This window comes from Arcobacter arenosus (assembly GCF_005771535.1).
In the GTDB taxonomy this organism is placed as follows: Bacteria; Campylobacterota; Campylobacteria; order Campylobacterales; family Arcobacteraceae; genus Halarcobacter; species Halarcobacter arenosus.
This window is the reverse complement of sequence record NZ_VANU01000003.1, coordinates 387780-398582: the sequence shown is the minus strand read 5'-3', so window position 1 is coordinate 398582 and position 10803 is coordinate 387780. Positions and strand designations below refer to the sequence as shown.

13 protein-coding genes and 1 rRNA gene are annotated in these 10803 nt (G+C 29.1%); 6 read left to right on the top strand and 8 right to left on the bottom strand.

All coding sequences use genetic code 11. The features are described 5' to 3' along the window. Both rrf and FDK22_RS09115 read left to right on the top strand, forming a co-directional pair. Nucleotides 1–114: ribosomal RNA gene (rrf, locus tag FDK22_RS09120) — 5S ribosomal RNA — on the top strand; the annotation flags it as partial. A 121-nt stretch (nucleotides 115–235) separates the two neighbouring features. Then, nucleotides 236–1687, top strand: coding sequence for an SLC13 family permease (locus FDK22_RS09115; protein WP_138152605.1), 1452 nt, complete (start codon nucleotides 236–238; stop codon nucleotides 1685–1687). A 69-nt stretch (nucleotides 1688–1756) separates the two neighbouring features. On the opposite strand, the gene rpsU is transcribed toward FDK22_RS09115, so the two are convergent. After that, entirely contained in the window at nucleotides 1757–1969 is a 213-nt protein-coding gene (gene rpsU / locus FDK22_RS09110) for a 30S ribosomal protein S21 (RefSeq protein WP_138152604.1), read from the bottom strand. A 116-nt stretch (nucleotides 1970–2085) separates the two neighbouring features. On the opposite strand from rpsU, the gene moaC reads away from it, so the two are divergent. Genes moaC through FDK22_RS09090 form a run of 4 tightly spaced genes read left to right on the top strand, consistent with a single transcriptional unit; the run spans nucleotide 2086 to nucleotide 5144 of the window. Next, nucleotides 2086–2562 carry a cyclic pyranopterin monophosphate synthase MoaC gene (moaC, locus tag FDK22_RS09105; protein WP_138152603.1) on the top strand — a complete coding sequence of 159 codons (477 nt, stop codon included), beginning with the start codon at nucleotides 2086–2088 and terminating at the stop codon, nucleotides 2560–2562. A 2-nt stretch (nucleotides 2563–2564) separates the two neighbouring features. Continuing rightward, the gene (locus tag FDK22_RS09100; protein WP_138152602.1) at nucleotides 2565–2828 is read left to right on the top strand and encodes an HP0495 family protein; all 264 of its coding nucleotides are present in this window, start codon (nucleotides 2565–2567) and stop codon (nucleotides 2826–2828) included. Nucleotides 2829–2830: 2 nt separating this feature from the next. Beyond that, nucleotides 2831–3784, top strand: a complete 954-nt coding sequence (locus tag FDK22_RS09095) for a M15 family metallopeptidase (RefSeq protein WP_138152601.1) — start codon at nucleotides 2831–2833, stop codon at nucleotides 3782–3784. Continuing rightward, nucleotides 3756–5144: a M14 family metallopeptidase gene (locus FDK22_RS09090; RefSeq protein WP_138152600.1), complete on the top strand. Its 1389-nt coding sequence runs from the start codon at nucleotides 3756–3758 to the stop codon at nucleotides 5142–5144. The genes FDK22_RS09095 and FDK22_RS09090 overlap by 29 nt, the downstream gene beginning before the upstream one ends. Here the strand turns inward: FDK22_RS09090 and FDK22_RS09085 are convergent, their stop codons facing one another. The 7 genes from FDK22_RS09085 to soxC are packed head-to-tail and all read right to left on the bottom strand — an operon-like array spanning nucleotide 5145 to nucleotide 10540. After that, nucleotides 5145–5615, bottom strand: a complete 471-nt coding sequence (locus tag FDK22_RS09085) for a hypothetical protein (protein ID WP_138152599.1) — start codon at nucleotides 5613–5615, stop codon at nucleotides 5145–5147. After that, the gene (locus FDK22_RS09080) at nucleotides 5605–6087 is read right to left on the bottom strand and encodes a thioredoxin family protein (protein ID WP_138152598.1); all 483 of its coding nucleotides are present in this window, start codon (nucleotides 6085–6087) and stop codon (nucleotides 5605–5607) included. The genes FDK22_RS09085 and FDK22_RS09080 overlap by 11 nt, the downstream gene beginning before the upstream one ends. 49 nt (nucleotides 6088–6136) lie before the next feature. After that, nucleotides 6137–7102, bottom strand: a complete 966-nt coding sequence (locus tag FDK22_RS09075) for a DUF302 domain-containing protein (protein WP_171012955.1) — start codon at nucleotides 7100–7102, stop codon at nucleotides 6137–6139. A gap of 10 nt (nucleotides 7103–7112) precedes the next feature. Beyond that, nucleotides 7113–7511 carry a thiosulfate oxidation carrier complex protein SoxZ gene (locus tag FDK22_RS09070; protein ID WP_138152596.1) on the bottom strand — a complete coding sequence of 133 codons (399 nt, stop codon included), beginning with the start codon at nucleotides 7509–7511 and terminating at the stop codon, nucleotides 7113–7115. An 8-nt stretch (nucleotides 7512–7519) separates the two neighbouring features. Beyond that, nucleotides 7520–7975, bottom strand: coding sequence for a thiosulfate oxidation carrier protein SoxY (locus FDK22_RS09065; RefSeq protein ID WP_138152595.1), 456 nt, complete (start codon nucleotides 7973–7975; stop codon nucleotides 7520–7522). 11 nt (nucleotides 7976–7986) lie between these two features. Continuing rightward, nucleotides 7987–9186 (bottom strand): c-type cytochrome, encoded by a 1200-nt coding sequence (locus tag FDK22_RS09060; RefSeq protein WP_138152594.1) that lies wholly within the window; start codon nucleotides 9184–9186, stop codon nucleotides 7987–7989. Beyond that, nucleotides 9164–10540 (bottom strand): sulfite dehydrogenase, encoded by a 1377-nt coding sequence (gene soxC, locus FDK22_RS09055; RefSeq protein ID WP_138152593.1) that lies wholly within the window; start codon nucleotides 10538–10540, stop codon nucleotides 9164–9166. The genes FDK22_RS09060 and soxC overlap by 23 nt, the downstream gene beginning before the upstream one ends. Between the last annotated feature and the right edge of the window lie 263 nt (nucleotides 10541–10803).

The following is a 10803-nucleotide window of genomic DNA, read 5'->3' as shown; positions in this document are numbered from 1 at the left end:
TGGTGGTTTTAGCGAAGTGGAAATACCCAGCTCCATTCCGAACCTGGAAGTCAAGCACTTCTGCGCTGATAATACTGCAGGGTCCCCTTGTGGAAACGTAGGCCGCTGCCAGCTCTTGAGTATTACTTTTTCAAAGCTTCATTCTAGTTAACTTCTATTAAAGTTGATCTGGGTGAAGCTTTTTTTTTAGCCTTTTTATAATATTATACGCAAAATAAAAATTACAAGATTACGTATGAAACAACAATCAAAACTAATAATTAAAGACTTAAAGAGTAAAATTAAAGATAGTGTTAAACATTCTGTATTTAAATTTATATTCTCTTTGTTGGCTGCATATTTTATAGCATTTATTCCTAATTATTCTTATTTATCTTATGATGCCTCATTAATGTTGTTTATTTTACTCATAGCAGCTTTTTTATGGATGACTGAGGCAATTCCTGCCTTTGCTGTTTCTTTTCTAATTATAGCTCTTGAAATACTTTTATTGGGCTATCATAATTTTGATTTTGATTCTTCTAATAAAGAATGGGTATATTATTTAAAAGCTTGGTCTAATCCTTTGATTTTTTTATTTATGGCTGGATTTATTATGGCTATTGCAGCTTCTAAAACAAAATTAGATTTATGGTTAGCAAAAAGAGTTTTATTTTATTTTGGTAATAAACCAAACAATATTTTGACAGGTTTGATGTTGATTACCTTCATTTTATCTATGTTTATATCAAATACAGCAACTACTGCAATGATGATGACCCTTCTTATCCCAATGCTTAAAAATATGAATAAAGATAATCCTTTCCAAAAAGGAATATTACTTGGTATTGTGATTGCTGCTAATATTGGTGGGATGGGTACAATTATAGGAACTCCTCCTAATGCAATTGCAGTTGGAATACTAGGGGATAATGCTCCAAGTTTTGTTGAGTGGATGATTATTGCATTACCACCAGCAGTTTTATTAACTATTATATTTCGATGGCTAATATTAAAAAAATATAAATCTAATGAAGATACTATAGATATAGAAAAAGTAAAAAGAGTTTCTCACTTTGATGATTCAACAAGCACTTTTACTAAAGTTCCTACAATCCCAAGTTGGAAAAAAAGTCTTGTTATAATTGTATTTACTATAACTGTATCATTATGGCTTACTGGACCGTTACATCATATACCTACTCCTGTTGTATCTTTATTTCCAATAGTTGTTTTTACAGTATTTGGAATAATCAATACTGATGATATAAAAGAGATTAATTGGGATGTTATTATACTTATTATTGGAGGGCTATCCTTAGGTGCTGGTGTTGCTAAAACAGGTCTTGATACTTGGATAGGAACACAATTTAGTATAGATGGATTAGATTTATTTTTAATAGCTTCAATATTTACTTTTATTGTAATATTAGTATCAAATTTCATGAGTAATACAGCTGCCACAAATATCATATTACCTTTAGTTGTTGCTTTAGTTAGTAGTATGGGAGATTCTATTGTTTCTTATATGGTAATAAGTGTAGCATTATGTGCCTCATGTGCAATGATACTTCCTGTATCTACTCCACCTAATGCCATTGCTTTTTCATCTGGGAAGTTAAACTCAAAGGATTTTATATTAATTGGTTTAGTTGCAGGACTTTTAGGACCAATTTTAATTTTATTGTTATTAAGTATTTATATTTAGAATTGAATAAAAAATAAGACATAAAAAAAGGCCCGACAAAATCGGACCTTTAGGTTAGAAAACGAATTCTTATAATCTTGATTCGTATCTTCTAAGCATGTATAATCTTTTAAGCATTTTCTTTCTAGCAGAAATTTTTTGTTTTTTTCTGATTTCAGTCATTGGCTCAAAAAATCTTCTAGCTCTAGTTTCAGTAACAATAAGATTTCTATCACATTGCTTCTTAAACCTTCTGTAAGCTTCGTCAAAAGATTCGTTTTCTTTTACTTTAATGCCTGGCATATAAAGTTCACCTTCTTTCTTTTAAAATTTAGGCGCTCATTATATTTAAACTTTGCTTAATTTTTATTTAATCATTATAAAGATATAATCGGGTACTTTACAACAAGGTTAATAATTTGGAATTAACACATTTAGATAATAATGATAGACCAAAAATGGTTGACGTTTCTTCGAAATCAGATACAACTAGAATAGCTATTGCTTCTGGAAAAATAAGTATGAGTCAAGATGCATTTGATGCAATTGTTCAAAATAATACAAAAAAAGGTCCAGTTTTACAAACAGCTATTATTGCAGCAATAATGGGAACAAAAAAGACTAGTGATTTAATCCCTATGTGTCATCCACTTTTACTAAGTGGAATAAATTGTGATGTAGAAGAGATTCCATCTCTTCCTGGGTTTAAACTTTTTGTTACCGCAAAACTAACTGGACAAACTGGTGTTGAGATGGAAGCTTTAACTGGTGTTTCTATTGGACTTTTAACTATTTATGATATGGTTAAAGCAATTGATAAGTCAATGGTTATATCTGAAGTTCAATTAGAGAAAAAGTCAGGCGGAAAAAGTGGTGATTTTATAAGAGGTGAATAGAATTGATTGATTTAAATAAACATAAATTAGAATTAGAATACCCATGTAATTGGAAATATAAAATTGTAATTATTGAAAGTATAAATGTAAAATATATTTCAAAAGATATTTTTGGAGAAAGAGACCATAAAGTAAAAGAATCTAATGTAAGCAAAAAAGGAAAATTCAAAAGTTATAACATAGAACTGATAGTTCATAGTGATGATGATAGAGAAGAAATACATAGATTATTAGGCGAACACAAAGATATAAAAATGGTATTATAAATATGCATAGAAGAGATTTTTTTAAAGCAGCAGCATTATTATATGCATCAAAGCAAAACCTTTTTGCAGATGAAACTAATGTTATCAGTGATTTTTTTTCAAAACTATTTTTTAATGATGAAAAAAAATATGTTGTTTTAGATAAAGAGACTTTGCAGAAAAAAGAGATAATACTTAAACAAGAGCAGATTAAAAAGAGTGCTGAAGCTATTATTGAAGAAGAAAGTAATATTGCAGATAATCTTCAATCTGAAAAAACTCAATTAAAAAGTAATAATCTTATAAAAAAAGATATTTATATTGAAGATAAATATAAAAATGATTTTATTTCAGTAAGAAAAAAATTAGCAGCAATTCAATCTTATGTGGGTTATGGAAATTTCAATATAACTTCTTTTGATTATAGTTTAAAAATTGCAAAAAATGTTAGTAGTATTGGTCAATTTACAAAATCAGAATTAGAATTTTTAGAATCAATTTTTTATTATGACCCTAAAATGCATGGTTTTTATGGAGAAAGAATCTCAAAAAATATAACAGATAAAATTGATATAAAAGAAGTTGTAAAAATACCTTATACGGGCCATTACTTATTTAGAGGTCACTCAGAAGAGACTTATTATAAAATGGTTGAAGATATTGGTGAGTCTATGGTTTTAACTTCAGGTATTAGAAGTATTGTAAAACAAACAAAACTTTTTTTAGACAAATTAGATTCTGAAAATGGAAATTTTACTGTTGCTGCAAAATCTTTAGCTCCTCCTGCATATACCTATCATACAATTGGTGATTTTGATGTTGGGAAAAAAGGATTTGGTCATGCAAATTTTACATCAAGGTTTGCCTTAACCCAAGAGTTTTTAGCTATGCGAAAACTAAAATATATAGATATGAGATATACAATTAATAACAAAGATGGAGTAAGATATGAACCTTGGCATGTTAAGGTTATTTAAATTAATTATTACAATTTTATTTGTACAAAACCTTTACGCAAATACCACTGTAATGGATTTTAATTTTATTAAAAAAGGTATTCAAGATGATAATACTTTATTAATTGTTGGTGGAATTCAAGGTGATGAACCGGGAGCTTTTATGGCAGCTTCATTGATTTCAACACACTATAAAATTAAAAAAGGTTCAGTTTGGGTTGTACCAAATTTAAATTTTTATTCAATTATAAAAAGAAATAGAGGCCCTTTTGGGGACATGAATAGAAAATTTGCTGAGTTAGCAGAAGATGATCCAGATTTTAATTCAATTCAGAGGATTAAAAAATATATAACGGCCCCTGAAGTAAAGTTAGTATTAAATTTACATGATGGTAGTGGTTTTTATAGAAAAGAGTATAGAAATTGGTCTTTTTCTCCTGATAGATGGGGGCAAAGTTCAATTATTGACCAAACTAATTTAGATATTGAACATTATGGAAATTTAGAAGAGATATCAAAACAAGTTTGTGAACATGTAAATAATAATTTATTAAGACAAAGGGATGAGTATAGAGTTAAAAACACTCATACAAGAATGGGTGATAAGGAGATGGAAAAAACATTAACTTATTATGCAATAAACAATGGAAAAGCAGCTTTTGGAAATGAAGCTAGTAAATCTTTACCTTTATATGAAAGAACATATTATCATCTTCATGCCTTAGAAAAATATATGGAAATTATGGGAATTGAATTTGAAAGAAAATTTGATTTAAATTTAGTTGCTATTAAAGATGTTATTGACAATGATATTTATATCTCATTTTATGATGATAAGATTCATTTGCCTTTATCAGAAGTTAGAGATGTATTAAAATATTTTCCAGTTAAAAAAGATGGAACTTTAGATTTTAAACCATCAAATCCTTTAATGACAATAGTACGAAATGATAATTTCTTTAGTATTTATTATGGAAATAGATTATTGGCAAATTTGAAACCAGATTATTTTGAGATGGAAAATCTAAGTGAAAATATTTTAATGAATATTGATGGTGAAGAAAAAGCGGTCAAAATTGGTTCAATTGTTGATGTTGATTCAGACTTTGAAATTAAACCAATTAAAGATTATAGAGTAAATGTCATTGGCTTTGTTAAAAAAGGCAAAAAAAATGAAGTTGGTATAAATATCGAAAAACATAAAATATTAAAAGACTATTCTATTGATAAAAAAGGTAAATTATTTAGGGTAGAATTTTACAAAAAAGATAAATTTGCAGGAATGGTTTTAATTAATTTTGATAAAGGAAAACTCAAAAAAATTAAAAACTCAATTGCTTCAAATGAGGATAAAGAATCTACTTTTTTATCGGTTTTATAATTAAAAATTAAAAATAAACCAAAAGTCACTATGAATTTCGATTGTAGCTTTATTTCGATTTTCAAAGTGCTCTTTTAAATCAAAACTCTCTTTTCCATAATTATCTTTATACTCTTGAATAAAATTGTTGTAATCTTCTTCTTTTATGGCTGTTACTTTAAAAGTAACTAGGTCATATTGTTTATTTTCTATTTCAAACTCTTTATGTTCTATTTGATTTACATTTATCCCTGCGTAACGATTCTTTTCATCTTGTGTTAAATTCATTTCTATATTCGCTCTCATTGAGGCAAAGGTATGTAAAAATTGTTCAAGGGGAATAGTTAAAGAATTAACTTTTAAAGCAGAGTTATTATCATAAGCCCAGCCACCACTAATATCAAGTTTCACACTAAAAATATCTTCTAAAACACCTGCAATATCATCAACTGCAGGAAGTTGATCAAATTTTATATTATCATTATAATTCATCTTCAATTTCCATTTTTACAACAAATTCATCAAGGGGCATTTGTTTATAGCTTTTTGTAATTATATATTTTAATTCATGTATATACTCTTGAACATTTCTATATCCAATTGCACTGTAAATTATATTTGAATTTTCATCCATAAAAAGTGTAGCTGGGTATGCAGTTGCTTTTATATGTTTTGCAAACTCTTTTGGTGAGCCTCTAAATTTTTTAAAAACAATATCTACTTTATTTGCGGTATAAATATCAACTAAGATAAAGTTTTTATCAATTAAGGTTGTTATTGTATTGTTTTTGAAATTTTCATTTAGCATTGCTTCACAATAAGGGCAATCGGGAATATGAAAAAATATCATAAGTTCTTTGTTTTGTTTTTTTGCTTCTTGTATTTTGTTATCAATATCTAAAATATTATTTGCAAAACTATTAACTGAAAAAAGTATAAATAAAAAACTAAATATATATTTCATAATTACCTCTAAAAAAGATTATAAAAAAGCCCAATTATTTGGGCTTTTTTTATTCGATAGTACTATCTATCGCAGATTCTAGTTGATCTTGAGCATCAATAAGTGGAGTTAATGATTCATCATCATAAATATTTGTAGACATAATCCAGTTATAAACTGAAGGATATCCCATTCTAGTGAAATTTTCATCTTTTTTCTTGTACATATACATAGTACAAGGAGCAAATGCCCCAACTTCTGGATGTTTTTTATGAACTGGATATATAACTTCTAATTTACAAATAGAATAGGTATCATAAAATTCATAATCATCTACATCATTTTCTGATAAGTCATCAATTACAGGATAGAATCCTGCAACAATAAATCCTAATGATTCTATTTCCCCTTCCATTGTTTCTTGATAACTATCTTTTGCATCTTGGATATCATCACCATCTTCAACTTTTAAATTAAAGGCAAATCTAGTAACTAACTCACCATCAGGTCTAATTTTTTTATAACTTAATTTTATAAACTCACCTTTTGGAAGTGCCTTTTTTAATGCTTTTGTCATTTGATCATGTAAAGCAATTAAATCTTTGTTTGTTTTAGGAACTCCTGAAATTCTTGACATACCAGTTAAAGATAATGATGAAATATTAATAGTTTTACCATCTTTTGAATATACAGAAGTACTTAATGGAGCTAAAAGACCAAATTCAGGAAAATCTTTTAAAAGTTTAGCACCATATTTTTTATTATGTACAAACATTAATCTATAGATTTTAAAGTCTTTTCCCCCACCAAATCTTTTTTCAAAAGCCACATTCATATTGTTATTTCCAATTATTTCAAAACCAGAATCTTTGAAAGCTTTTTCAATAGTTTTAGCTGTAATTTTGCCATCACTATTTTTCATACTGTAAATTCTAATATCATCTCTTAACTTATCTTGAGAAGCTAGAGCTTGTGATAAGTTAGCAAATAAGAAGATTGCTAGAAAACTAAGTATTGAAAGAAATCTTTTATTCATAATATTTCCTTTATCTTTTTTTTGCAGTAAGTTCAACTTCTTTTTCGTAAGTTTCCCCTTTTCTGTCCATTGCAATAATCTTAAGAGAATCACCATATTCAGTCTCTTTTCTCTTAACGCCATTGTCTAACTCTCTACCTGTTAACTTTCTTCCAACTTTGAAGCTATCACATTTAAATTGGAATTTAAATATTGGATTTTTAGAGAAGAATTGACTTGTTGATATATCAAGAACTGTTTCTTCTCCAACTTTTCCAGTTATGTGAGTGATAAAGTTTGCATCATCTGCATTTCCAGTTTTAGCTTTTGCTTGGTTATATGTCATCATTGGATGAGAGAATGCCATTTTTGCAGTTGCTACACCATCTTTGATTTTAATTTTTACTGCTGTTATTTTATTTCTTGCCATTTAGTTTCCTACCCTTCACATCCACCAGCTGCAACTTCTGTTGTAGCTTTGGTCATGTATATTTTCCCATCTTTTGCTTCGACTAATACCATGATTGTACCACTTTCAGCCATTTTAATTTTTACATCATATTTTTGTAAATCATATTTGTTTGTTTCATAAACTGCAACTGCACTTTCTGGGTTTGCATCTTGAAATAACGCAACTGTTTTTGCATCTAATGATGTTTCAAATTTAACAGGAACTGCTGCCCCACTTGAATTGATTTTAGGAACTTTGATTTTAATCTTATCTGTTTCAATTACATCTTTTACTCCATATAATGCTTTTGTAGCATCATCAATTGTATGAGCTTCCCACACTTGTGGTTTTAATTTTCTATAATCGCTTGCTCTAAGATTCATAGGAACTACAGAAAGTGCGATTAAACTTCCAGCAAAAGTTAAAAAATTTCTTCTATTCATTAATATTCCTTTTAAAATTTCAACATGTAGTCAATAACTTGTTTAAACTCTTCATCACTAAGCGAAGAACCACCCTTTGCTGGCATACCCATGTTAGTACCCTCTAAGGCATTTTTATATACTTTATCCATCCCTTTTGTTAAATATGTAGACCAAGCAGTTTTATCCCCAGCTTTTGGAGCAACTCCAGTGTTGTGGCACATTGTACAATTTGCTTCATATGCAGCTTTTGCATCAAAACTTACTTTGTGAGCCTCATCTTTTACAACTACAGGTAAATCTCTTACAACTGAAATAGGAGGCTCGAAATCAGTAATTCCACCGCCCTCTTCAAGTCTTACAATATTTTTAGTTTGTTGACAGTTTGACATACAAGGTTTTTCACCTTTTGCCAATCTTTTTGCACTGTAGTTTGATGGAACTTCATAAAATGCTCTAACATTTTCAATTCCATTAGGTCCATCAATATCAGGGATAAACCCATATCTATTTGGCATATAAATTTTTTTGAATTTTTCTTTATCTAGTTTAAAAGTTTCATTTACAATTTCACCATTAACTTTCATCCCATTGATATATAACATATAAGCTACTAATGAATAAGTTTCATCATTAGTTAATGTTTTAGATTTAGTATGAGGCATTGCATCTCTAATATACCAAAATAAAGTACTTGCAACTGGCCAATAAGAACCAAATACTCTAGAAGGACCTTCCGCTGTTGGATTTAACCATCTATTATTTTTAAGAGTTTTTTTCATCTCTTTTGCTTTTCCAGCTGATAGTGCAGGGTATCCACCGCCACCACTACCAAAGTCACCGTGACACATGATACATTGTTGTTCATAAAGAATTTCACCCTCATCAACATATCCATATCCATCAGGTAAACCTTCATTTAAACCATTTATATCTTTATTCCATGCATCATATTCATTTTTTGTTGGAACTCTACCATGGTTGAAAGAGACTTTTATCCCATCTTCACCTTTAGAAACATCTGAATTTTTATAAACTTGAGGGTTTACTTTATATGGACCTGTTTGACCATCTTTAATTGGGTAATAAACTCCACCACTAATATCTTTTTTTGCATTCCATAAGCCATTATATGCAGTAGATTCAGATTCTTTTGCATGTGAAACTGTTATTAGTGCAGTAGTAGTTATAAGTGAAGCTACTAATGTTTTATATTGTTCTAACTTGAACATGGTTCACCTCCCCTTTTTCATTTACTTCCCAAGTTTCAATTGCATTTCTATGGTAAACAGATTCAACACCCATTCCTTTATTTTTATCTTTTCCATAATCTTCTTTTTTTACATCAAATCCAAATACTTCTTGATCAATAGTTGGTTGGATAAATCCTGCATCATCAATTGCCCTTGAAGTTAGTAAAAGCTTTTCACCTTTTTTATATTTATGGATATAACTCCATCTTGTCCAACATTTTGGAAGAACTAAACCTTTAATATTTGCTTCAACATAGTTATTCCCACCATCAAATGATAAATCTACTCTAGTAATTGTTCCCATTCCAGACCAAGCTAAACCTTCAATCTCAACCATTGCTCCATCTTCTAAGTCTGTCCATGGTTTTTCTGGACTAGGGATTACAACTGTTGAGTTTACTTCATTTGCATAGAAGTGTTGAACAGCTTTTCCTGTTGGTTTAAGGGCTGTATATTTTGACGTTTCCTCTTTTGCATACCAAGGCTCACTTGCAAAGTCTAATCTTTTTAGCCATTTAACACAAAGATTCCCTTCCCAACCTGGAAGAAGTAATCTTACTGGATAACCTTGTTCAGGTCTTAATGCTTCACCATTTTGTCCCCAAACAATCATTGCATCATCTAAAACTTTTTCTACAGGAACTGATCTTCCCATTTCAGAGTTATCACTACCCTCTGCTAACATCCATTTTGCTTCAGGTTTTAATTTTAAGTCTTCTAAAATAGTTTTGATATAAACACCAGTCCATTCAGCACAAGACATAAATCCTTTTGCAAATTGTAAAGAATTGTATTGAGGTCTTCTCCACTCTTGTCCACCATTTGCAGGGCACTCAATAAAATGTGTTCTTGTTACTCTTGGATATCTTTTTAATTGTGCAAGTGTTAATACAATTGGTTTTTCTACAAGTCCCGTAATCATAAGTCTATATTCATTTGGGTCAACATGGGCAATACCACCATGACATCTTGAAAAGAATAAACCATTTGGAGTAATAATTCCATCTGATTCATGAATTGGAGTAACAGCAATAGAAGCTCTATAGTTACCTGAAGCTAAAAGTTTTGTATTTCTTCTTGTTACATTATGTTCATAAGCTGATGGGATACCATATCTATTTTTTGTAACTGGGTCACCCCAAGATTGTCCCCATTTAGGATGGTGCATAATAGCAGGGTCATCTTCTGATGCTTTAAGTAATGATGGAGCAACAACACTACTTGCTGCTACAGCACTCATGGCACCAGTTTTTTTGAAAAAGTCTCTTCTACTAAGTACTTTTGATTTCTCATTAGTTACATCAGTATTAGAATCTTTAATAAAATCTGACATATTTTTCCTTTATCTAGTATTCAAAATGAGTCAAGCTTTGACGTTAAAAAAGCTCGTACATCTATTATTAAAGATTCTAAATAAATTAATATTAATTGAATATAAATATAACTATAACCTTCATTTATGCACATTATTATATAAAACTATATTATGATATTATTATTAGTTTAACTTATTAAAGTAGTGGAAAAAATACAATTTTAAGGGAATTTATCTGTTTTAAAGTTACTAATTTCAGTTTTATTATGATTTATAATTCT

Coding starts and splice junctions, on each gene's coding strand:
- FDK22_RS09115 (WP_138152605.1), top strand. CDS start 236: ATGAAACAACAATCAAAACTAATAATTAAAGACTTAAAGAGTAAAATT.
- rpsU (WP_138152604.1), bottom strand. CDS start 1,969: ATGCCAGGCATTAAAGTAAAAGAAAACGAATCTTTTGACGAAGCTTAC.
- FDK22_RS09095 (WP_138152601.1), top strand. CDS start 2,831: ATGCATAGAAGAGATTTTTTTAAAGCAGCAGCATTATTATATGCATCA.
- FDK22_RS09090 (WP_138152600.1), top strand. CDS start 3,756: ATGAACCTTGGCATGTTAAGGTTATTTAAATTAATTATTACAATTTTA.
- FDK22_RS09085 (WP_138152599.1), bottom strand. CDS start 5,615: ATGAATTATAATGATAATATAAAATTTGATCAACTTCCTGCAGTTGAT.
- FDK22_RS09080 (WP_138152598.1), bottom strand. CDS start 6,087: ATGAAATATATATTTAGTTTTTTATTTATACTTTTTTCAGTTAATAGT.
- FDK22_RS09075 (WP_171012955.1), bottom strand. CDS start 7,102: ATGAATAAAAGATTTCTTTCAATACTTAGTTTTCTAGCAATCTTCTTA.
- FDK22_RS09070 (WP_138152596.1), bottom strand. CDS start 7,511: ATGGCAAGAAATAAAATAACAGCAGTAAAAATTAAAATCAAAGATGGT.
- FDK22_RS09065 (WP_138152595.1), bottom strand. CDS start 7,975: ATGAATAGAAGAAATTTTTTAACTTTTGCTGGAAGTTTAATCGCACTT.
- FDK22_RS09060 (WP_138152594.1), bottom strand. CDS start 9,186: ATGTTCAAGTTAGAACAATATAAAACATTAGTAGCTTCACTTATAACT.
- soxC (WP_138152593.1), bottom strand. CDS start 10,540: ATGTCAGATTTTATTAAAGATTCTAATACTGATGTAACTAATGAGAAA.